At 70.8% G+C, this 22508-nt stretch carries 14 protein-coding genes; 9 read left to right on the top strand and 5 right to left on the bottom strand.

Going from position 1 to position 22508, the window contains the following annotated elements; all coding sequences use genetic code 11:
* Positions 1-3: 3 nt before the first annotated feature.
* Positions 4-1617 (bottom strand): ABC transporter permease, encoded by a 1614-nt coding sequence (locus NFR93_RS09335; protein ID WP_251452363.1) that lies wholly within the window; start codon positions 1615-1617, stop codon positions 4-6.
* 5 nt (positions 1618-1622) lie between these two features.
* On the bottom strand, positions 1623-2555 hold the full coding sequence (locus tag NFR93_RS09330) for an ABC transporter ATP-binding protein (RefSeq protein WP_251452361.1): 933 nt from the start codon (positions 2553-2555) through the stop codon (positions 1623-1625).
* A gap of 179 nt (positions 2556-2734) precedes the next feature.
* On the opposite strand from NFR93_RS09330, the gene NFR93_RS09325 reads away from it, so the two are divergent.
* The 5 genes from NFR93_RS09325 to NFR93_RS09305 are packed head-to-tail and all read left to right on the top strand — an operon-like array spanning position 2735 to position 8248.
* Positions 2735-3442: a GntR family transcriptional regulator gene (locus tag NFR93_RS09325; protein ID WP_251452359.1), complete on the top strand. Its 708-nt coding sequence runs from the start codon at positions 2735-2737 to the stop codon at positions 3440-3442.
* Positions 3439-4965: an MmgE/PrpD family protein gene (locus tag NFR93_RS09320; RefSeq protein ID WP_251452357.1), complete on the top strand. Its 1527-nt coding sequence runs from the start codon at positions 3439-3441 to the stop codon at positions 4963-4965. The genes NFR93_RS09325 and NFR93_RS09320 overlap by 4 nt, the downstream gene beginning before the upstream one ends.
* The gene (gene prpB, locus NFR93_RS09315; RefSeq protein WP_251452355.1) at positions 4965-5867 is read left to right on the top strand and encodes a methylisocitrate lyase; all 903 of its coding nucleotides are present in this window, start codon (positions 4965-4967) and stop codon (positions 5865-5867) included. Before NFR93_RS09320 ends, prpB begins: the two co-directional genes overlap by 1 nt.
* A gap of 1 nt (position 5868) precedes the next feature.
* Complete coding sequence (locus NFR93_RS09310) at positions 5869-7059, top strand: bifunctional 2-methylcitrate synthase/citrate synthase (protein WP_251452353.1); 1191 nt, start codon at positions 5869-5871, stop codon at positions 7057-7059.
* A 13-nt stretch (positions 7060-7072) separates the two neighbouring features.
* On the top strand, positions 7073-8248 hold the full coding sequence (locus tag NFR93_RS09305; protein WP_251452351.1) for a thiolase family protein: 1176 nt from the start codon (positions 7073-7075) through the stop codon (positions 8246-8248).
* 262 nt (positions 8249-8510) lie between these two features.
* Here the strand turns inward: NFR93_RS09305 and NFR93_RS09300 are convergent, their stop codons facing one another.
* Positions 8511-9149, bottom strand: a complete 639-nt coding sequence (locus tag NFR93_RS09300; RefSeq protein ID WP_251452349.1) for a putative glycolipid-binding domain-containing protein — start codon at positions 9147-9149, stop codon at positions 8511-8513.
* Between the two features lie 262 nt (positions 9150-9411).
* On the opposite strand from NFR93_RS09300, the gene pulA reads away from it, so the two are divergent.
* Positions 9412-15168, top strand: coding sequence for a pullulanase-type alpha-1,6-glucosidase (gene pulA / locus NFR93_RS09295; protein WP_251452347.1), 5757 nt, complete (start codon positions 9412-9414; stop codon positions 15166-15168).
* Between the two features lie 167 nt (positions 15169-15335).
* Here the strand turns inward: pulA and NFR93_RS09290 are convergent, their stop codons facing one another.
* Positions 15336-18851, bottom strand: coding sequence for a choice-of-anchor I family protein (locus NFR93_RS09290; protein ID WP_251452345.1), 3516 nt, complete (start codon positions 18849-18851; stop codon positions 15336-15338).
* Positions 18852-19091: 240 nt separating this feature from the next.
* Between NFR93_RS09290 and NFR93_RS09285 the strand changes: the two genes are divergently transcribed.
* The 3 genes from NFR93_RS09285 to NFR93_RS09275 are packed head-to-tail and all read left to right on the top strand — an operon-like array spanning position 19092 to position 21950.
* A complete protein-coding gene (locus NFR93_RS09285; protein ID WP_251452343.1) occupies positions 19092-20270 on the top strand; it encodes an acyl-CoA dehydrogenase family protein in 1179 nt (392 codons plus the stop codon).
* 1 nt (position 20271) lies between these two features.
* Positions 20272-21165: a 3-hydroxyisobutyrate dehydrogenase gene (gene mmsB, locus NFR93_RS09280; RefSeq protein ID WP_251452341.1), complete on the top strand. Its 894-nt coding sequence runs from the start codon at positions 20272-20274 to the stop codon at positions 21163-21165.
* Positions 21166-21173: 8 nt separating this feature from the next.
* Positions 21174-21950 carry an enoyl-CoA hydratase gene (locus NFR93_RS09275; RefSeq protein WP_251452338.1) on the top strand — a complete coding sequence of 259 codons (777 nt, stop codon included), beginning with the start codon at positions 21174-21176 and terminating at the stop codon, positions 21948-21950.
* A gap of 5 nt (positions 21951-21955) precedes the next feature.
* On the opposite strand, the gene NFR93_RS09270 is transcribed toward NFR93_RS09275, so the two are convergent.
* On the bottom strand, positions 21956-22492 hold the full coding sequence (locus tag NFR93_RS09270; protein WP_251452336.1) for a MarR family winged helix-turn-helix transcriptional regulator: 537 nt from the start codon (positions 22490-22492) through the stop codon (positions 21956-21958).
* Positions 22493-22508: the final 16 nt, after the last annotated feature.

Raw genomic sequence — 22508 nt, 5'->3', positions numbered from 1 at the left:
AACCTATCCGGCGGGCGCGAGCTCGCGGCGGCGCATCAGTGTCAGTGCGGCGACGCCGCCCACCAGTACCACGCTCGCGAGTGCCCACACGCCGCCGGGGTCGATGCCGTCGCCGTCCGGCGTGGGGACGGCCGCGAACGGCGACAGCTGGATGAGCGCCTCATCGAGACCGAAGATCGTCCCGAACAGCGCCAGCGCGGCCGAGGCGATCACCAGCGCCCAGCCCAACGAGATCGTGGCGCGCGGCAGCAGAGTGAACACCACCGCCGTGAGCACGACGAACACGGATGCCGCCGCCACCTGCCCGGCACCTGACACGATCGCGTCGCGCAGCCGGTCGGACTCGCCACCGGTGACGGCCAGGGCGATCGCCGACGCCGCGACCGCCGACGCCACGATGACGAGGATGCCGCACACGGCGGCCGCGAGGAACGCCGCCAGCCATGTCGAACGGTGCACCGGTGTCGCGAGGGTCGGCTCCGCCGTGCCGTGGATCTCCTCCTGGCGCGCCCGCTGCACGGTCTGCACGCCGAAGCACGAGGCGAGGACGCCGACCATGACGTAGAACGTCACGAGCACCCCCTGGTCCATGGATCCCTGCGCGGCGATGCGGCGCAGGATCTCGGCGACGGCGGGGTTGTCTGTCGCCATCTCGCCGACGACCGAGCCGAGCGACGTCGACAGGCCGCCGACGACCGCCGCGCCGATCGCCCAGGCGACCACAGACCCCGCGCTCAGCCGCCAGGCGAGCCCCCAGGGGGTCGACAGGAGCGCGCCGGCCTCGGCGCGAGCGGCGCGGGCCTCGACGACGCCGGCGCCCACGTCGCGTCGGGAGTGGATGAGCGCGGCGGCTCCGATGAGCAGCGCGCCGACGATCACGCCGGGGACGAGGGGACGCAGGTCGTCATCGGCGAACGGGCGCACGTTCTCGGCCCACCCGAACGGCGAGGCCCACGTCAGCGGCGAGCTCTGCATGCGGGTGAGGTCATCGCTCGGAGTGCCCAGCGCGTTGCCGATGCCGGCCAGCAGGAAGGTCGTCAGCAGCACCGCCACCGTGAGCGAGTTCGCCGCCCGCGACGAGCGCACCAGCTGCGCCCAGAAGGCGCCGAGCGAGAAGAAGGCGAGACCCGTCACCAGAAGGGCGAGCCCGGTCGTCGCCGCACCCGAGGCGGGCAGCCCCGTCGCCATCAGCGCCAGCGCGACCGCGACGGCGAACAGCACGCACGCGATCACACCGTGGATGCAGGTGGCGATCAGCGGGAGGGTGCGCGCCGCCGGCGTCGCCGACACGAGGTCGGCGCGCTCGGTCTCCTCCTCGGCGCGGGTGTGCCGCACGGCGAGGAAGCCCGCCATGATCGCGATCATGAGGCACAGGAACGGGAGGATGAGGAAGATCAGGAAGGCCCCCTCCTCCGCCCCTGAGGGAAGCCCTCGGAAGAGGAGGATGACGGGATTGGCCAGGGCCAGAGCGAGGAGCGACCGTCGCTCCTCGTCGGTGCCGAACGTGTCGGCCACGCCGAACGCGGAGCCGTAGGTGAGGAGGGCCGCCGCGGCGGCCCACACCGTCAGCTGCACGGCGTCGCGGCGCAGTCGCTGACCGAGCAGAGAAACCAGCATCGCCGTCACCGTCGCCGCAGTGCGGGGGCGGATGCGGCATCCTCCCCGTAGTGGCGGAGGAACAGCTCCTCCAAGGACGGCGGCGCGATCCGGAGCCCCGCCGCCCCGCGCTGGGCGAGCGCGGGCAGAACCCCCGCGAGGGCATCGCTGTCGACGGTGAAGCGGACGCGTCCGTCTGCGGAGGCCACATCGTGGACCCCCGGGATGCGCGACAGACCGTCGGGATCGCCGGGAGCGGCGTCGAGCGAGACCTCCGTGCGGGTCAGGTGGCGCAGTTCGGTGAGCGTCCCGGTCTCGACGATGCGCCCTGCGCGGATGATCGACACGCGATCGCACAGGTGCTCGACTTCCGAGAGGATGTGGCTCGAAAGCAGGACGGTCGCACCGGCATCCGTCGCCCGCTTCACCTCCTGGCGGAAGACGACGTCCATGAGGGGGTCCAGGCCGCTCGTCGGCTCGTCGAGCACGTAGAGCTCGGCGGGAACGGCGAACGCGCTGATGAGCGCCACCTTCTGCCGGTTGCCCTTGGAGTAGGCGCGACCCTTCTTGCGCGGGTCGAACTGGAACGCCGACATCAGCCGCTCCTTGCGCTCGCGGTACGCCGCGTCGTGCCGGGCGACGCCGCGCAGGCGGGCGAGGAAGTCGATCGCCTCCCCACCCGAGAGGTTGGGCCAGACGCTCACGTCGCCGGGCACGTACGCGATGCGCCGGTGCAGCGAGGACGCCCGTCGCCACGGATCCTCGCCGAACACGGCGACATCACCCGAGGTGGCGCGCGCGAGGCCGAGCAGGATGCGGATGGTGGTGGACTTGCCGGCCCCGTTCGGACCGAGGAAGCCATGAACCTGGCCAGCGCTCACGCGCAGGTCGAGGCCGTCGAGGGCGTGGACGCGGCCGTAATGCTTGGTGAGGCCGCGAGTGAGGATGACGTCTGTCATGACCGCGAGGCTACCCCTGTTTCACAAATTTGTGAATACTCATGCCGACGACCGTCCTCGCGGCGCAGTGTATACGGTCTCAGGTACAGATGGCTTCGAGTATCGACATGGGCGGGTTTGTGTATACACTGGCGCGGTCGGCATCCTGAGACGACCAACCCAGCGGGACGGGGGAACGCGTGCGAGCCAGTGACCGCGCTTACGCGACACTCCTCGACGAGATCCAGCGCGGCGCGCTGCCGCCCGGCGCCGTCCTCGGCGAGGTGGAGCAGGCGGCACGCCTGGGTGTCAGCCGCACACCCCTGCGCGAGGCTCTCGGGAGGCTCGCGGCCGACGGCCTGGTGGTGCAGCAATCGCCCCGCGTGACCGCCGTCAGCGATGTCGACGCCGACGACATCCGCGAACTTTTCGAGGTGCGTCGCGCTCTCGAAGAGGCCGCGGTCCGGCTCGCCGCCGAGCGCGGCGATGCCAGGGTGTTCGCGGCGCTCGCCGCTGATCTCACCGACGATCTCGTCGCGGACGGCGAGCAGCGGGACGCGTACTACGCGCTCATCGCCCGCTTCGACGTCGCCATCGACGCCGCCGTCGCCAACGATTACCTCGTCGGGGCGCTGCGCACCGTGCGCACGCACCTCGTGCGCGTGCGCCGGCTCGCCCGCGACAACCCCGCACGGCTGGCCGCGTCGGTCGCCGAGCACCGGCTCATCGCCTCGGCGATCGCCGCCGGCGATCCCGACCTCGCGGCCCACGCCACCCACGTCCACCTTCACCACGCGCTCGAGAGCATCCTCTCGTCCCTCGAGGGCCAGGCGCACTCGGCGTCTGCGCCCCGTCCGGCCTCTTCCGCCCGCAGCCGCGGATCCGCAGCAACACAAGGAGCAGCATGACCATCACGCATCACCTGCGCGTGCACCGCAGCGACGAGAGCCTTCCCCGCGAGGGGCAGCTCGCGTGGCACATCGCCGAGGTCGCCGCCGACGCGGTCGAGGTCGAGGCGGATGTCGTCGACATGATCATCAACCGCGTCATCGACAACGCGGCCGTGGCCGCGGCATCCCTTACCCGCGCCCCCGTGAGCGCGGCCCGGCAGCAGGCGCTCGACCACGCCGTGTCGGTCAGCGGCACCGGCGCGACGATCTTCGGCTGCGCGCTCGAGCGGCGCACGTCACCGGAGTGGGCGGCGTGGGCCAACGGCGTCGCCGTGCGTGAACTCGACTACCACGACACCTTCCTCGCCGCCGACTACTCGCACCCCGGCGACAACATTCCGCCCATCCTCGCCGTCGCCCAGCACGTCGGCGCCGACGGCGCCGCCCTGGTGCGGGGCCTGGCCACCGGGTACGAGGTGCAGATCGACCTCGTGCGCGCGATCTGCCTGCACAAGCACAAGATCGACCACGTCGCCCACCTCGGTCCGTCGGCGGCGGCCGGAATCGGCACCCTGCTGAACCTGCCGGTCGAGACGATCTACCAGGCCGTCGGTCAGGCGCTCCACACCACGACGGCGACGCGCCAGTCGCGCAAGGGCGAGATCTCGACCTGGAAGGCCCACGCTCCCGCCTTCGCCGGCAAGATGGCGATCGAGGCCGTCGACCGTGCGATGCGGGGCGAGACGTCTCCGTCGCCGATCTACGAGGGCGAGGACGGCGTCGTCGCATGGATGCTGGACGGGCCGGACGCCTCGTACGACGTGCCGCTTCCCGCGGCGGGCGAGCCCAAGCGCGCCATCCTCGACTCGTACACGAAGGAGCACTCCGCGGAGTACCAGGCGCAGGCCTGGATCGACCTGGCCCGCAAGCTCCACGGCGAACGACCCGACCTCGCCGACCCCGCCAACATCGAGTCGATCGTGCTGCACACCTCGCATCACACCCACTACGTCATCGGCTCGGGCGCGAACGACCCCCAGAAGTACGACCCGACGGCGTCGCGCGAGACGCTCGACCACTCGATCCCGTACATCTTCGCCGTCGCGCTGCAGGACGGCGGCTGGCACCACGTCGACTCCTACACGCCGGAGCGCGCGGGTCGCGGCGACACCGTCGAGCTGTGGCACAAGATCACCACCGCGGAGGATGCCGAGTGGACGCGCCGCTACCACTCGGAGGACCCGGACGAGAAGGCCTTCGGCGGCCGGGTGGTCATCACCCTGACCGACGGGACCACGGTCGAGGACGAGATCGCGGTCGCCGACGCGCATCCGCTCGGAGCCCGCCCGTTCGCGCGAGCGGATTACGTCCGCAAGTTCCGCATCCTGGCGGAGCCGGTGCTCTCGTCCGAGGAGATCGACCGCTTCCTCGCGCTCGCCGAGCGACTGCCCGAGCTCACCGCCGAGGAGGTCCTTCAGCTCACGATCGTCGCCGCCCCCGGCATCCTGGCCAACGCTCCGGCACCCAAGGGCCTGTTCTGATGCTGTACTCGACCGTGCCCGCGCACGAGAAGCGCCGCCGGTTGCGCGAGCGCCTCGCCTCGGGCGAGCTGCTGCGCTTTCCGGGCGCCTTCAATCCGCTGTCCGCGCGGCTCATCGAGGGCAAGGGCTTCGAGGGCGTCTACATCTCGGGCGCCGTGCTGTCGGCAGACCTCGGACTGCCCGACATCGGGCTGACGACGCTCACCGAGGTCGCCGGCCGGGGGCAGCAGATCGCGCGGATGACCGACCTGCCCGCCATCATCGACGCCGACACCGGCTTCGGCGAGCCGATGAACGTCGCGCGGACCATCCAGACGCTCGAGGACGCGGGCCTGGCGGGCATGCACATCGAGGACCAGATCAACCCCAAGCGCTGCGGACACCTGGACGGCAAGTCGGTCGTCGACGAGGACACCGCCGTCAAGCGCATCCGCGCCGCCGTCGACGCCCGCCGCGATCCGGATTTCCTCATCATGGCGCGCACCGACATCCGCGCGATCGACGGCCTCGATGCAGCCGTGGATCGCGCCAAGGCGCTGGTGGATGCCGGAGCCGACGCGATCTTCCCCGAGGCGATGCGCACGCTGGACGAATTCGCCGCGATCCGCGCGGCCGTCGACGTGCCGATCCTGGCGAACATGACCGAGTTCGGGAAGTCCGACCTGTTCAGCGCGGACCGGTTGCGGGACGTCGGTGTCAACATCGTCATCTGGCCGGTCTCGCTGCTGCGGCTGGCGATGGGCGCGGCATCCCGGGGGCTCGATACGCTCCTCGACGAAGGGCATCTCACCTCGCGACTCGGTGAGATGCAGCACCGCGCCGATCTCTACGACCTGCTGGACTACGAGCAGTACGCCCACTTCGACCAGGACGTCTTCACGTTCACGATCACCAAGGAGTGACATGACCGCCACCGAGATCAGGAAGGGCCTTGCCGGCGTCGTCGCCGACGAGACCGCCGTGTCGAAGGTCAACCCCGAGACGAACTCCCTGCTGTACCGCGGCTACCCGGTGCAGGAACTGGCCGGAACCCAGCCTTTCGAGGCGGTGGCATACCTGCTGTGGCACGGCGAGCTACCCACGCCCGACGAGCTCGCCGCGTTCCGCGCGACGGAGCGGCAGCACCGCGGCCTTCCCGACGACGTCCGCGCCGCGATCGACCTCGTCCCGCTCGATGCGCACCCCATGGACGAGGTGCGCACGGCCCTCAGCCTCATCGGCGCCCGCGACCTGGCGGGCTCCGGGTCGGTCATGGATGTCAGCGGCAGCGCCGAGGACAACCTCGAGCGCAGCATCCGTCTCTTCGCCGTCCTGCCCGCGATCGTCGCCTACGGGCAGCGCCGACGGCGGGGCGAGGACCTCGTCGCGCCGCGGGACGACCTGGACTACTCCGCGAACTTCTTGTGGATGGTCTTCGGCGAGGAGTCCCACGACGTCGTCGTCGACGCGTTCAACCGCTCGATGATCCTGTACGCCGAGCACTCGTTCAACGCCTCGACCTTCACCGCTCGCGTGATCGCGTCGACCCTCAGCGACCTGTACTCGGCGGTGGTCGGCGCCGTCGGCGCGCTGAAGGGTCCGCTGCACGGCGGCGCGAACGAGGCGGTGCTGCACATCTTCGACGAGATCGGCTCGGCGGACCGCGTCGACGAGTGGCTGGACACCGCGCTCGCGCAGAAGCGGAAGATCATGGGGTTCGGCCATCGCGTCTACAAGCGGGGCGACTCGCGTGTGCCGACGATGAAGGCGGCGCTCGACACGCTCGTCGCCCACTACGACCGGCCCGACGTGGCGGACCTCTACGACACGCTCGAGAGCGCGTTCGTCGAGCGCAAGGGCATCTACCCGAACCTCGACTATCCGTCCGGGCCGGCGTACAACCTGATCGGGTTCGACACCCTCACCTTCACGCCCCTGTTCGTCGCCGCCCGGGTGACGGGGTGGACCGCCCACATCATGGAGCAGCTCGCCTCGAATGCGCTCATCCGGCCGCTGTCGGCGTACAACGGACCCGACGAACGCCACGTGGACGGCTACGTGCCCGACACCGCCGAGCTCGAGGTCGCCGAGCGTCCCGAGGAGGCCGCCGGCTGACGGCGGTCCGACCATGCGATCCGCCGTCATCGTCGACGTCGTCCGAACACCGGCCGGGCGAGGCAAGCCCGGGGGCGCGCTCAGCGCGGTGCACCCGGTCGACCTCGCCGCCGGGGTGCTCACGTCGATCCTCGAGCGCAGCGGCCTGGAGTCCGTCCAGGTCGACGACGTGCTCTTCGGCTGCGTGAGCCAGATCGGCGATCAGGCGATGAACATCGCCCGCCAGGCCGTGCTCGCCGCCGGGTTCGACGAGCGGGTTCCCGCCACCACGATCGACCGGCAGTGCGGGTCCAGCCAGCAGGCGGCGCACTTCGCCGCTCAGGGGGTGATGGCCGGCGCGTACGACATCGTGATCGCCGGTGGCGTGGAGTCCATGAGTCGGGTGCCGCTCGGCTCTTCGCGCCAGGGGGGGACGCCGGCCCCCGGCATCCGTCATCGCTACCCGGACGGGCTCGTGAACCAGGGCGTGTCGGCCGAGCTGATCGCCGCGCGCTGGGGGCTCGGTCGCGCCGAGCTCGACGCCTATGCCGCCGAGTCGCATCGGCGCGCGGCCGAGGCGTGGGCGGCGGGCCGGTTCGACAGTCAGGTGCTGCCCGTCCAGGCGGGGGAGGAGGCGGTGGCCTTCGACGAGACCGTGCGTGAGGGCACCACGGCGGAGCGTCTCGGCGGGCTCGCGCCGGCCTTCCGCACCGACGAGCTCGCCGCGCGCTTTCCCGAGATCGGCTGGCACATCACCGCCGGCACGTCGTCTCCGTTGACGGATGCCGCTTCCGCCGTCCTCATCATGTCGGAGGAGCGGGCGACCGAACTCGGGCTCGCCCCGCGCGCCCGGTTCCACGCGTTCGCGGTCGTCGGAGACGACCCGCTCATGATGCTCAGCGGGCCCATCCCCGCCACGCGTCGGATCCTCGAGCGCAGCGGGTTGGGACTGGACGAGATCGACGCGTACGAGGTGAACGAGGCGTTCGCCTCGGTGCCGCTCGCCTGGCAGCGCGAGCTCGATGCCGATCCCGACCGGCTGAACCCCTGGGGCGGCGCGATCGCGCTCGGCCACGCGGTGGGCGCATCGGGCACACGGCTGCTCGGCACGCTCGTCGCGCACCTCGAGGCCACGGGCGGACGCTACGGGCTGCAGACGATGTGCGAAGGCGGCGGCATGGCCAACGCCACGATCATCGAGCGTCTCTGACGTCGGCGTCCTCCTACCGCCGGTGTCCTCCCGTCGACGCGGCCGGGGGAGGGCTTGTCGACCACGGGAGGACGACTCGCCCGAGAAGGTCCTCCCTGCGCCGACATCTCCTCCCGTCGACGCGGCGGGCGGAGGGTCGGGGATGCGTGCGCACGCGGCACCAGGCCCGGGAGGGTCGGGATGCGTGCGCACGCGGCACCATGGCCGCGGAGGGTCCGGGATGTGTGCGCACGTGGCACCAGGCCCGCATCGACCGGGTGCGTCAGTGCGCGTCGATCCGCCGCGCGAGACCCGGGTAGTCGCGGACGATCCCGTCCTCGTCGACGGTGAGCTCGGCCTGGAATCCCGCGCTGCGGTAGAGCACGCGCCCTGGTGAGACCGCGCGGTAGACCTGTTCGCTGCGCACGACGCGCAGCGACGGGACCTCGACCCACGCCATGGCCAGGTGCACGTCCCGCGGTTCTCCGAAGCCCACTTCCGCGAGCGCGTGCCGCCGGATGGGCATCGTGTTGGTGACCGGGCACAGTCCCAGGTCGCAGTCGAGGGCATCGTCGAGGGATGCCGGGTCGTGCAGTCCGGCCTGCGGCAGGGTCCTCCCGCCCTGAGACCGCGCCTCGGCGGACCAGGAACCGCGCGCGTCGCGAACGAGGCGCAGCGCGCGCGACCAGCCGTCGGCGTGGACGGCGACCTCGAGCGCACGCGTGCGCCACCCCCGGCCCGGGCCGGAACCGTCGTCGGCGGCGGGGTCGACGCCCGTCGCATCGAGTCGCCACGACAGCGAGTACTCATCGGTCATCGACGTGCCGTGACCCGTCATGCCGAGATCGCCCAGCTGCAGCACCGCGCGGTCCATGCGGGACGGATCGTCCTCTCCTCGCCACGCACAGGTCACGGGTGTCATCCCGACATCCTCTCCGCACCCTCCGACACCCGCCGTTCAGCGCACGACGACGATCTCGGCCACGGCCCCGAGATGCCGATGCAAGTCTGCAAGCGTTTGCGTTGCGGAGCCCCGAGCACCGCGCCGGTCACCCCGCAACTGGCAGATGAGAGCCTTCTCATGATGTAAGCGCTTGCATTAACCGCAGACGCCCCCGTAATGTCGGCGGAACACCGCAGACTCGGCACGTTGTCGTGCCACCGCGCCACCAGGAGCACCATCCGTGTCGAAGACGACTCACTCACGTGTCCGCCGAGCTGCCGCAGCGCTCGCTGCGGTCGCCCTCATCGTCACCGGGGGCGCCGTCGCTGCGGCCCCCGCCTCGGCCGCCGAGCGGTCGTTCGCCCTCGTCGGCAGCCTGCAGAGCGAACTCGGGTGTCCGGGAGACTGGCAGCCCGACTGCGGCGCCACCGAGCTGGCAGCCACCGACACCGCCGGCCTGTACGCGGCTGAGTTCGAGGTGCCCGCCGGCTCGTACGAGTACAAGGTCGCCGTCAACGACGCGTGGGACGAGGCGTACGGACTGAACGGCGGCGGCGACAACATCCCGCTCGTGGTCGACGGGCCCGCGACGCTGCGGTTCCTCTTCGACGACGTCGCGCACCGCGTCGGCGTCGAGGTCGTCTCGACGCGCGGGGACCACACCGCCGACGACGACGCCCTGGTCGCCGAGCCGGTGCGCCAGCCGGGCAGCGACGAGCAGTTCTACTTCGTCATGACCGATCGCTTCGCCAACGGCGACACGTCCAACGACACCGCCGGCATCGCGGGCGACCGCCTCGACCACGGGTTCGACCCGACCGACAAGGGCTTCTTCCACGGCGGCGACATCGCGGGGCTCCACGCCAACCTCGACTACATCGAGGGCCTCGGCACGAGCGCGATCTGGCTCACCCCGAGCTTCAAGAACCGTCCCGTCCAGGGCGACGGCGACAACGCCAGCGCCGGCTACCACGGCTACTGGGTCACCGACTTCACCCAGATCGACCCGCACCTCGGCACCAACGCCGAGCTCGAGGCCCTCATCGCCGATGCGCACGCCCGCGGCATGAAGGTGTACTTCGACATCATCACCAACCACACCGCCGACGTCATCGGGTACGAAGAGGGCCAGTACTCCTACATCGACAAGGCCACGAGCCCCTACCTCGACGCGAGCGGGAACGCCTTCGACCCTGCCGACTTCGCGGGCACGGGCGACTTCCCCGAACTCGACGCGGCCACCAGCTTCCCGTACACGCCGGTGATCGACGAGGCGGATGCCGCGGTCAAGGTGCCCGGATGGCTCAACGACCCGACGCTCTACCACAACCGGGGCGACTCGACGTGGGAGGGCGAATCGGTCACCTACGGCGACTTCGTCGGCCTCGACGACCTGATGACCGAGCACCCGACGGTGGTCGACGGCTTCGTGGACGTCTATCAGACATGGGTCGACCTCGGCATCGACGGCTTCCGCATCGACACCGCCAAGCACGTGAACTTCGAGTTCTGGGAGGAATGGTCGGCGCAGGTGCTCGACTACGCCCACGCCGCCGGCAAGCCCGAGTTCTTCATGTTCGGCGAGGTCTACGATGCCGACCCGGCCAAGCTCGCCCCCTACGTCCGCGACACCGACATGAACTCGGTGCTGGACTTCACCTTCCAGTCCGCCGCCGTCGCCTACGCCGCCGGCAACAGCGCCAAGGGCCTGCAGAACCTTTACGCGGGCGACGACCGCTACACGACGCCGGACTCGTCGGCCACCGCGCTGCCGACCTTCCTCGGCAACCACGACATGGGACGCGTCGGGTACTTCCTGCAGAACCAGTCGCAGCCCCTCGAGCGCGACCTGCTCGCGCACGACCTGATGTTCCTCGGCCGCGGCCAGCCGGTGGTCTACTACGGCGACGAGCAGGGATTCGCCGGCGCCGAGCCGGGCAACGACAAGAGCGCCCGTCAGAGCCTGTTCGCCAGCCAGGTCGCGGAGTACACCGACCAGAAGCTCCTCACCGGCGAGACCGTCGGCGCCGTCGACCGTTTCGGCACCGACGAGCCGGTGTACCAGCACATCGCCGGCCTCGCCCAGCTGCGTGCCGAGCACCCCGCCCTCGTCGACGGTGCGCAGATCGAACGCCACGCCACCAACGGTCCGGGCGTCTACGCCTTCTCGCGCGTCGACCGCGACGACAAGGTCGAGTACCTGGTGGCGCTGAACAATGCCACCGAGGCCAAGACGGTCGACCTGTCGACGCTGACGGCCGATGCCGCGTTCGCTCCCGTCTACGGCGACGCGGCCGCATTCGACACGGATGCCGCAGCCGCAGCATCCGTCACCGTGCCCGCGCTGTCGGCGACGGTGTTCCGCGCCGACCGGTCCGTGACGGCTCCCGCCGCGGCGAACCCGCTGACCGTGGCCGCCCCCGCCGCCGGTGCGGCGCTCGCCGGTCAGGTCGCCGTCTCTGCGGATGTGGACGACGCGACCTGGGCCGAGACGAGCTTCGCGTGGCGCGTGGTCGGCTCCGACGAGTGGACCACGCTCGGTACGGCCGAAGACACCGAGCCCCGCGTGTTCCACGACATCCGCGGGCTCGCCGCGGGGACCCTCGTGGAGTACCGCGCGGTGACGACGGACGCCGCAGGGCAGCGCGCCGCGGCGTCCACCTACGCCTCGGTGGGGAACGCCGTCGCGCTGACGGTCGAGGAGGAGCCGGAATCGTCGATCGACATGGTGACGGTCCCCGGCAGCTTCAACTCGGAGATGGGCTGCGCCGGAGACTGGGCGCCCGGCTGCGAGCAGGCCAAGCTGACGCTCCGCGCCGACGGAATCTGGGAGGGCACCTTCGACCTGCCCGCCGGCTCGTGGGAGTACAAGGTCGCAATCAACGGATCCTGGGACCTCAACTACGGCGCGAACGGCGAGCAGAACGGCTCGAACGTCACGCTCACCCACGACGGCGGGCCGGTGACGTTCTACTTCGACCCGCGGTCGAATGTCGTCCAGACCACCGCCGACGGACCCATCGTGACCCTGCCCGGCTCGTTCCAGAGCGAACTGGGGTGCCCCGGTGACTGGCAGCCCGAGTGCCTCGCGAGCCTGATGGCCGACGGCGACCGCGACGGCGTGTACACCTTCTCGACCGACGCGATCCCCGGGGGTTCGTACGAGGTGAAGGTCGCCCACAACCGCAGCTGGAGCGAGAACTACGGCGAGGGCGGAGCGCCCGGCGGCGCGAACCTGTCGTTCACCGTCGCCGACGGCGAGCTGATCGTCTTCCGCTACGACATCGAGACCCACGTGCTGACGATCGAGGTCGAGAACCCGCCGCTCGCCGGCATCGGCGAGGAGCGCGCGCACTTCATCGACGCCGGGACGCTGGCCTGGCCGGCGAACCTCGGCGGTGACGCGGACGCGTCCACGTGGCAGCTGTACCCCTCGGCCGACGCGGGGCTCGAGATCGCCGACGGCGACGTCCTCGGTGCCGAGCCGATCGCCCTCGAGCGCATCGAGGGAGGCCTCACCGACGAGCAGGCGGCGCGCTTCCCCGCGCTCGACGAGTACGTCGCCCTGAGCCTGGACGGGCAGTCCCGCGACGACGTCGCGGAGCTTGTGAAGGGGCAGCTGATGGTCGCCCAGCGCGACGAGTCCGGCGCGCTCACCGGTGCGACCGGCGTGCAGATCCCGGGCGTCCTCGACGACCTCTACGCGGATGCCGTCGCCGACGTCGAGCTGGGAGTGACCTTCCAGGGTGCGAAGCCGACCTTCCGCCTGTGGGCGCCGACGGCGCAGCAGGCGACCCTGCTGACCTGGTCGGCCGGTGCCGACGGCGATCCGCAGCGCCATGAAGCGGTGTGGGACGCGGCCTCGGGTGCGTGGACGGTCGCGGGCAAGCCGCAGCTGAAGGGCGCGGAGTACCTGTGGGAGGTCGTCGTCTACGCGCCGGCTACCGGGGCGATCGAGACCAATCAGGTCACCGACCCCTACTCGGTCGCGCTCACGCTCAACTCCGAGCGTTCGGTCGCCGTCGACCTCGACGACAAGAAGCTGCGTCCGAAGGCGTGGGAGAAGACCCCCGCGCCCAAGATCGCCCGCGCCGTCGACCGTGCCATCTACGAGCTGCACATCCGCGACTTCTCGATCACCGACGAGTCGGTTCCGGCGGACGAGCGGGGCACGTACCGGGCGTTCACGCGCGACAGCGCCGGCACCGCGCAGCTGCGCGAGCTGGCAGGCGCGGGCATCAACACCGTGCACCTGCTCCCGTCGTTCGACATCGCCACGATCGAGGAGGATCGCGCCGCTCAGGCCGAGCCCGCGTGCGACCTCGCGTCCTTCGCGCCCGATTCGACCGAGCAGCAGGCGTGCGTCGAAGCGGTCGCCGACGCGGACGGCTTCAACTGGGGCTACGACCCGTACCACTTCTCGGTTCCCGAGGGCTCGTACGCGGTCGACCCCGAGGGCGGCGCGCGCGTCGCGGAGTTCCGGGAGATGGTCGGCGCGCTGCACGGCATGGACCTGCAGGTCGTGCTCGACCAGGTCTTCAACCACACCGCGCAGTCCGGGCAGGGCGAGAAGAGCGTGCTCGACCAGGTCGTGCCCGGCTACTACCACCGCCTGAACGCCGCAGGTGCCGTCGAGACCTCGACGTGCTGCCAGAACGTGGCCACCGAGCACCAGGTCGCCGAGAAGCTCATGGTCGACTCGGTCGTGACGTGGGCCCGCGACTACAAGGTCGATGGCTTCCGCTTCGACCTCATGGGTCACCACTCCAAGGCCAACATGCTGGCCGTTCGAGAGGCACTGGACGCCCTGACGCTGAAGAAGGACGGCGTCGACGGAAAGAGCGTCTACCTGTACGGCGAGGGCTGGAACTTCGGCGAAGTGGCCGACAACGCGCTGTTCGAGCAGGCCACGCAAGGTCAGCTGGGCGGCACCGGCATCGGCACGTTCAGCGACCGGCTGCGCGACGCCGTGCACGGCGGCAGCCCCGTGGACGGCTCGTCCACGTTCTACCAGGGCTTCGGCACCGGACTGGCCACCGACCCCAACGGCCGCGACGCCTCGGCGCCCGGCGACCCGTTCGCCGACCTGGCCGCCAAGACCGACCTCGTCAAGCTGGGACTCGCGGGCAACCTCCGTGACTTCGAGATGACGGCGGCGGACGGCTCCACGAAGGCTGGAGACGAGTTCGACTACAACGGCTCACCCGCCGGCTACGCCGACCAGCCCGACGAGATCATCACCTACGTCGACGCGCACGACAACGAGACGCTGTACGACCTCGGCGTGCTGAAGCTGCCGGTCGACACCACGATGGCCGACCGCGTGCGCATGAACACGCTCATGCTCGCCACCACGACGTTCTCGCAGACCCCGTCGTTCTGGCACGCCGGCACCGAGCTGCTGCGCTCGAAGTCCCTCGACCGCAACAGCTACAACTCCGGTGACTGGTTCAACCGCATCGACTGGACCGGGCAGGAGTCGACGTTCGGCTCGGGCCTGCCGCGCGCGGCCGACAACGAGGCCAAGTGGCCCGTCATGGCCCCGCTGCTGGCGAACCCCGACCTGAAGCCCGGCGCCGACGACATCGCCGCGGCCGAGGCCGCCGCCCTCGACCTGCTGCGCACGCGTGACGAGGTGTCGCTGCTGCGCCTGGGCTCGGCCGACCTCATCCGGCAGAAGGTCTCGTTCCCGGGCAGCGGGCCGGATGCCGCACCCGGCGTCGTGACGATGCTCATCGACGACCAGGTCGGCGCCGACACCGATCCCACCCGCGATGCGGCGCTGGTCGCGTTCAACTCCTCGGCCGAGCCGGTGACGGTCGAGCTGTCGCAGCTCGCCGGGCGTGAGTTCGCCCTCGCGGCGGCGCAGGCCGGCGGAGCGGATGCGGTGGTCAAGACCACGACGTGGGATGCGGCATCCGGGACGATCACCATCCCCGCCCGCACTGCCGCCGTGCTGGTCGACGCGCAGGCGAAGCTGCCCGCCCGCGTGCGCTGACGATTCCGCGGGCCGGACGACCCGGCCGCGGACTCGACAAGGCCCCCTCGTCCCGTGTGCCGGGCGAGGGGGCCTCTTTCGCGGAGCGGGACGGCGTCAGCCCGTCGCCAGCGAGACGTCGGCCCCCCGTCCTCGTGGGGCGGAGGGCCGACGTTCGCGGCGGGTGCTTATCGCACGGTGCTCACGCCACGGCGGCGGGTCACCACCAGCAGCAGGCCGCCGATGGCGATCAGCGCGGCAGCGGCGAGGGCGACGCCCCACGGTGCGGCGGCACCGGTCACGGCCAGAGCGTCGTCGTCGCGTCCGGCGTCGTCTCCTGCGCCGCCGTCGGGGCCGGAGCCCGGACCGCCGGCGCCCGGCACTCCGGTACCCGGCTGGGGCTCCGGCTCGGGCGAGGGCGTCGGCTCGACGCCGTCGACGGCGATCGCGCGACCGAGGGGAGCCGGGTCGACGACCTGGAACTCCTCGAAGTACGCCACCGAGGCCGACAGGTCGACCTGCCCCGTGTCGCTGCGGTCGGTGCCGTCGGCGAGGGTGAAGAAGTTGTCACCGCCGCCGGCGAGGAACGAGTTGGTCACGATCGTGATCTCGTCGTCCGCGGCCACCTCTTCACCGTTCAGCGTCATCGAGACGATCCGCGAGCCGGCGGGCGCGTCCGCGTCGTACTCGTATGAGAAGCCCTCCGAGATGCCGAGGTGCAGCTTCGGCCGCGACGACCCGGCGGGCTGCCACTGCTCCTCGAGCACCTGCTGCAGCTGGGCGCCGGTGAGCGTCATGGTCACCAAGGTGTTGGCGAACGGCTGCACGTCGGCGACGTCGCGATAGGTCATCGTGCCGTCGGTGCCGAACAGCAGATCCGCGCGGAGCCCGCCCGGGTTCATGAGGGCGAGCTGGGCCGGCGTTCCCGCGTAGGCGTCGTTCGACGTCGCCCACAGGTACATGTCGGCCACGAGGTTTCCGAGGGTGGACTCCACGCCGCGGTCGTCGCCCGGGGGCGTGCCGCCGCGGAGGATGTCGGCGCTGATGGCGCCCACCTCGACCGAGCCGGCTTCGTCGGCCACCTCGACGGCCTCGTCCACGATCGCCTGGACCGCGGAGTCGGCGGCGTAGAGGGGCTCCTCGGTCTCGCCGTCCACGAGGGGAACGAGCGAGCCGTCGATCGAGACCAGCGCGCCGGTCGCGGCATCCACCGAGATGTCGAGCTTGCCGAGCGTCGTGCCGTACTGGTGAGCCTGGATCACCGGGCGCTCCTGCCCGGCGGGTCCGGGGACCTCGCACGCGTACGACTGGTGGGTGTGACCCGACACGATCGCGTCGATGTCGGCCGAGGCGCCGGCGACGAGCCGCGCGTAGTCCGAGTCGCCCGCGGCGAGCGTCGCGCAGTCCTCGGTCGGGGCGCCGTCGTGGGTGAGCAGGACGATGACGTCGGCCGCGTCGGCGGCCGTCAGCTCGTCGGCGACGCGGTCGGCCGCCTCGAGCTGGTCTCCGAACTCGATCTCGGTGATCCCGTCGGGGCTGACCATCGTCGCGGTGTCGGGCGTGACGGTGCCGATGAAGGCCACACGGACGTCGTCGACCTCCTGAACGGTGTACTCCGGGAGCGCGGGGGTGTCGGTGCCCGCCTCGTACACGTTGGCGCCCAGACCGAACACGGTGTCGCCGTAGCGCGGGAGCACGCGATCGGTGAGATCGGCGAACCCGCGGTCGAACTCGTGGTTGCCCACGGCGCCGAGATCCAGACCTGCGGCGACCAGCGCGTCGATCGTCGGCTCGTCCTGCTGGATGAACGACGTGAAGGTGGATGCGCCGATGTTGTCGCCCGCCGAGACGAAGAGCGTGTTCGGGTTGGCCGCCTCGAACGAGTCCACCGCGCCCGCGATGACCGCGGCGCCTGCCTCGCCGTTGCCGTAGTTCGCCTCGATGCGTCCGTGGAAGTCGTTCAGCGACAGCACGGTCACCTCGGTGGTGGCGGGGGCGAGCAGGTCGGTGATCTCGAACAGCGTCGTGGTGCCCGAAACCTCGTTGCCCACGGCCAGGAGCGGGGTGCCTGTGGCCGAGGTCGCCGCGGGGATGAACGCGAGGCCCTCGGGTCCGAGGTCGCCTGCAGCGGAGAGCACGGCGGCAGGGTCGGCGGCGTCTTCGACCGAGATCGAGAAGTCGCGGTTGTTCACATACGTGACGAATGCGGATGCCGCGGGATCGGTGATGTCGAACACGGCGACGCCGCCCACGCGCTCGAAGCCGATGAAGGCGTACGTGCGCTCGCCGACGGTTCCGATGGCGAGGTTCTCGGGCTCGGGTCCCTTGTCGTCGCTGCGACCCTCGAGGTTGGACTCGGAGTGGTTGGAGTTGAAGAACTCGGGCGCTGCGGCGTGGGTGATCTGCTCGAACGCGTCGCCCGAGTCGAACACCTGAGCGCCGTCGGTGGACCAGATCGAGAACGACCGGCCGCCGAAGGCGTACAGCTCGCTGTAGCAGCCCGCGGCCTCGTCGAAGCCGTTCTCGATCGTCACGTTCAGGCGCCCCAGGTCGGCGTCGCCGGTGAACGACGCGAGCGGGCTGTCGGCGCACACGGGGCCGTAGCCGTCGTCGGCGAGGTCCTTCACCCGCGACGGCTCGACGTAGTCGCCCCATTCGCGCGCGTCGCCCTCGTTGGCGGTGACGAGGTAGGTGCTCCCGCCGGCGGTGTAGGCGTTGATGCCGTCGGGCATGTAGGCGCCGAAGAGCCCCTCGTACGTGCGGACGTCGAAGGTCGGCGCGCCCTCGGGATCGCGGTCGCTGGGGTCGATCCCGTTCCCGTCGATCGACAGGTCCTTGAAGCCGAGCGCCCAGATGTCGGTGACGCTCGCGGTGGCGAGGTCGACGACGGCGACCGCGTTGGCCTCCTGCAGTGCCGCGTACGCCGTGCCGCCGTCGACGGCGATGTACTCCGGCTCGAGATTGCGGCTGACCGCCAGATCGTCGCCGTGCGGCTGGGGGCCGAACACCCGCACGTCCGCGGGAAGCGTCATCGTTCCGCCGGCCTCGAAGGCGTGGAAGTCCGCCGTGGCGACGGCGTCCTGCGCGGGAGCCGCGACCCCGGTCGGCAGCGAGACGACCGAGACCGAGCCCTCGGGGTCGACCGAGTAGTCGTCCGCGGGCTCGCCCTCGTTCGCGACGACCGCGTAGGCGCCGTCGGCCGAGACGGTGACCATGTCGGGAAGCGCACCGACGGTGACCTGCCCGAGGACGGCGGATGCGGCATCCGCTGCGGTGGCGTCGAAGAAGACGAGCTGGCCCGGATCGGTCTTGACCGGTGCCTCGAAGGCGATGACGCCGAGACCGTCGGCACGGACGGCGACGGAGTTGGCGACGCCGGATGCCGCGATCGAGAACTCCTCGGTCATCGCGGCCGGGTCGCTGTAGTCGAGCACGCTGACCGAGCCTGCCTGCGCGTCGACGACGAACAGACGGTCGCCGTGTGCGGCGACGATCTCGGCGGCCGAAGCGTCGAACACGCCCGTCTCGAACGAGCCGATCGGCGACAGCGACAGGGCGGCGTCGTCGGCTGAGACGGTGACGGGTGACGGGACGATGGCGGCGGTGGCCGGGAGCGGGGCGAGGGCGACCGCGCACACAGCGGCGGTCACCGTCCCCACAGCGGTCCAGTGGCGCGCCGGGCGGCGTGCGGGAAGAGAAGGCATCGATGTCCTCGGGTCGGGTCGGAGGTAAGGGACCCGCGCGATCGCACGGGCTCCTTCGTTCGTACTCACCCGGGGTGTGCACCCGGTGTGGCCGGGGTGAACGGAGGGAGAACACATCGATGCATGGACGGCCTGCGGATTGATAGGACGTCCATGTAAAATGAGCACGGTGCCGAAGACGGCACCCCCGTGCTTGTCAGGATGGCCCCACGAAGGCCTCCTGGAAGAGAAGGAGACCAGGTGTCGACGACGATCACCAGCCCCACGACCGCCACCGCGCCCGACGCCATCAGCGACGACGAGCGTGCCGCCATCCTCGAGGCCGTGCGCGACTTCGCCGAAGCCGAACTGGCCCCGCATGCGCGGGAGTGGGATGCCGAGAAGCACTTTCCCGTCGACACGCTCGCCCGGGCGGGCGAGCTCGGACTCGGCGGCGTCTACGTCCGCGAGGACGTCGGCGGCTCTGCTCTCACGCGATCCGACGCGGCCGCGATCTTCGAGGTGCTCGCCGAGGGTGACACCACGATCGCCGCCTACATCACCATCCACAACATGGTCGCGTGGATGATCGACACCTACGGCAGCGACGACCAGCGGCAGCGGTGGCTGCCGCGCCTGGTCACGATGCGGGATCTCGGCAGCTACTGCCTCACCGAGCCGGGCGCCGGCTCCGATGCCGCCGCCATCACCACGACGGCGATCCGCGACGGCGACGATTACGTCCTGACGGGCGTGAAGCAGTTCATCTCGGGCGCGGGTGCGGCAGCCGTCTACATCGTCATGGCGCGCACGGGCGAGCCGGGAGCACGCGGCATCACGGCCTTCCTCGTGCCCGACGGCGCCGACGGCCTGTCGTTCGGGACGCTGGAGCGCAAGATGGGCTGGAACGCGCAGCCCACCCGGCAGGTCATCCTCGACGAGGTGCGGGTGCCTGCCGCGAGCATGCTCGGCGGTGAGGGGCAGGGCTTCAAGATCGCGATGTCGGCCCTCAACGGCGGGCGCATCAACATCGCCGCGTGTTCCCTAGGCGGTGCGCAGTGGGCGCTCGATCAGGCCACCCGCTATGTCAAGGAGCGGTTCACCTTCGGCGAGCCGCTGGCGGACAAGCAGTCCGTCGTGTTCACCCTCGCCGACATGGCGACCGAGCTCCGGGCCGCGCGTGCGCTGGTGAGGGATGCCGCCGCCGCCCTGGACGCGCACGCGCCGGACGCGGTGATGCAGTGCGCGATGGCCAAGCGCTTCGCCACCGACGTCGGGTTCCGCGTGGCCAACGACGCTCTGCAGCTGCACGGCGGCTACGGCTACCTGCACGACTACGGCATCGAGAAGGTGGTGCGCGACCTCCGCGTGCACCAGATCCTCGAGGGCACGAACGAGATCATGCGGGTCATCATCGGCCGCGAACTGCTGGGAGGCTGACGTGCGCATCGCATTCCTCGGCTTGGGGCACATGGGACTTCCCATGGCGCTGAATCTGGTCGCCGCCGGTCACGACGTCGCCGGCTTCGACGTGTTCGAACCCGCGCGAGAGAACGCGCGTTCGAGCGGACTCGAGGTCGCCGTCTCGGGTGCTGAGTCGGTGACCCGTGCGGACGTCGTCATCACGATGTTCCAGACCGGCAGGCAGGTGCTCGACGCCTACAGCGGAGTCGACGGGCAGACGGGTCTCCTGGATGCCGCTCCCGCCGGCACCCTGTTCATCGAGTGCTCGACGATCGCCGTCGACGAGGCGCGGCAGGCGCACGCCCTCGCCGAGGCCGCCGGTCACCGCGCCCTCGACGCCCCGGTGTCGGGCGGTGTCGTCGGAGCCGAAAACGCCACCCTCGCGTTCATGGTCGGGGGCACGGCCGAGGACTTCGCGTCGGCGTCGCCGGTGCTCGATGCCATGGGGCGACGAATCGTGCACTGCGGTGAGGCCGGCCTCGGGCAGGCCGCGAAGGTCTGCAACAACATGATCCTCGCGGTGTCGCAGATCGCCGTCGCCGAGGCCTTCGTCCTCGGTGAGCGCCTCGGCCTCAGCCACCAGGCGCTCTTCGATGTCGCCTCGAACGCGTCGGGGCAGTGCTGGGCGCTGACGACCAACTGCCCCGTGCCCGGGCCGGTGCCGACGAGCCCGGCGAACCGGGACTACGCCCCGGGGTTCGCCGGCGTGCTCATGGACAAGGACCTGGGGCTCGCCGAGCACGCGATCGCGGCGACCGGGGTCGAGGCCCGCATGGGGCTGCTGGCCCGAGAGCTGTACCGCGAGTATGCGGAGGGTCCCGGCGCCCAGCGGGACTTCTCGGGCATCATCGAGACGATCCGTTCCGCGTGAGGGAGAACATGACCGACTACGAGACCATCCTCGTCGACACGCGCGGGCGCGTCGGCTGGATCACCCTGAACCGCCCGCAGGCGCTCAACGCCCTGAACTCGCAGATCATGCACGAGATCGTGGCCGCGGCATCCGCTTTCGACGACGATGACGACATCGGCGCGATCGTCGTCACGGGGTCCGAGCGGGCCTTCGCCGCCGGAGCCGACATCAAAGAGATGGAGGCCAAGACCGGACTCGACATGATCATGGGCGACCACTTCGGACAGTGGAGCCGGTTCGCCTCCCTCCGCACGCCGGTGATCGCCGCGGTCTCGGGGTACGCGCTCGGCGGCGGGTGCGAGCTCGCGATGATGTGCGACATCATCCTCGCCGCCGACACCGCGACCTTCGGGCAGCCCGAGATCACGCTCGGCGTCATTCCGGGCATGGGCGGCTCGCAGCGGCTCATCCGGGCGGTCGGGTACTACAAGGCCGCCGAGCTCATCCTCACCGGCCGCATGATGGGTGCCGACGAGGCCGAGCGCTCCGGCCTGGTCTCGCGCGTCGTCCCGGCGTCGGAGCTGCTCGACGAAGCGGCGAAGACGGCCGACGCGATCGCCGCGAAGTCCCTGCCCTCGGTGTATGCCGCCAAGGCCGCCCTGGACGCCGCGATGGAGACGAGCCTCGCCGAGGGGCTGCGGTTCGAGCGGCACGCGTTCGCGTCGCTGTTCGACACGGTCGACCAGAAGGAGGGCATGGCCGCCTTCCGCGAGAAGCGGTCGCCGGAGTTCCGGAACCGGTGATCCGATCAGAGCGGGTCGGGCAGCGGGCGCGGATCGGTGAAGTCACCCGCGCCCTTGCGCAGCCGCGCGATGATGCGCACCAGTTCGGCCGTGTCGTCATCGGCGAGTCCGGGGCTCTCGAACACGTTCGTGTTCAGCGCCGCCGTGGCGCGCTCCACGAGCTGACGACCGGATGCCGTGAGCACCAGCATCGCGGCGCGACCGTCGCCCGGGTGGGGCTCGCGCTCGACCAGGGCGTCCTTGACCAGACGGTCGACGGTGTTGGTGACGCTGGTGGGATGAACCTGCAGTCGGGCGATGGCGCTGGCCATCGGCATCCGGCCCGCTCGCGTGAAAGCCAGCAGCCGCAACATCTCGTAACGCGCGAACGACAGACCGAAGGGCTTGAGGGTGGCGTCGATGCGGGCCAGCAGCAGCTGGTGCGCGCGCATGACCGACGTCACCAGAGTCATGCCGGCCGCGGCATCCTCCCATCCGTGGGCGGTCCACTGGCGCTTGGCTTCGGCGATCGGATCCACCGGAAGGGGCGTGTTCCTGGGCACGTGGCGCCTCCTCTCG

It is taken from the genome of Microbacterium sp. Marseille-Q6648 (genome assembly GCF_943181415.1).
Lineage (GTDB): Bacteria > Actinomycetota > Actinomycetes > Actinomycetales > Microbacteriaceae > Microbacterium.
The sequence above is the reverse complement of the archived record's forward strand: the minus strand, read 5'-3'. Positions and strand labels throughout refer to the sequence as shown.

Coding starts and splice junctions, on each gene's coding strand:
- NFR93_RS09275 (WP_251452338.1), top strand. CDS start 21,174: ATGACCGACTACGAGACCATCCTCGTCGACACGCGCGGGCGCGTCGGC.
- NFR93_RS09320 (WP_251452357.1), top strand. CDS start 3,439: ATGACCATCACGCATCACCTGCGCGTGCACCGCAGCGACGAGAGCCTT.
- NFR93_RS09300 (WP_251452349.1), bottom strand. CDS start 9,149: ATGACACCCGTGACCTGTGCGTGGCGAGGAGAGGACGATCCGTCCCGC.
- NFR93_RS09310 (WP_251452353.1), top strand. CDS start 5,869: ATGACCGCCACCGAGATCAGGAAGGGCCTTGCCGGCGTCGTCGCCGAC.
- NFR93_RS09330 (WP_251452361.1), bottom strand. CDS start 2,555: ATGACAGACGTCATCCTCACTCGCGGCCTCACCAAGCATTACGGCCGC.
- NFR93_RS09305 (WP_251452351.1), top strand. CDS start 7,073: ATGCGATCCGCCGTCATCGTCGACGTCGTCCGAACACCGGCCGGGCGA.
- prpB (WP_251452355.1), top strand. CDS start 4,965: ATGCTGTACTCGACCGTGCCCGCGCACGAGAAGCGCCGCCGGTTGCGC.
- NFR93_RS09335 (WP_251452363.1), bottom strand. CDS start 1,617: ATGCTGGTTTCTCTGCTCGGTCAGCGACTGCGCCGCGACGCCGTGCAG.
- NFR93_RS09290 (WP_251452345.1), bottom strand. CDS start 18,851: ATGCCTTCTCTTCCCGCACGCCGCCCGGCGCGCCACTGGACCGCTGTG.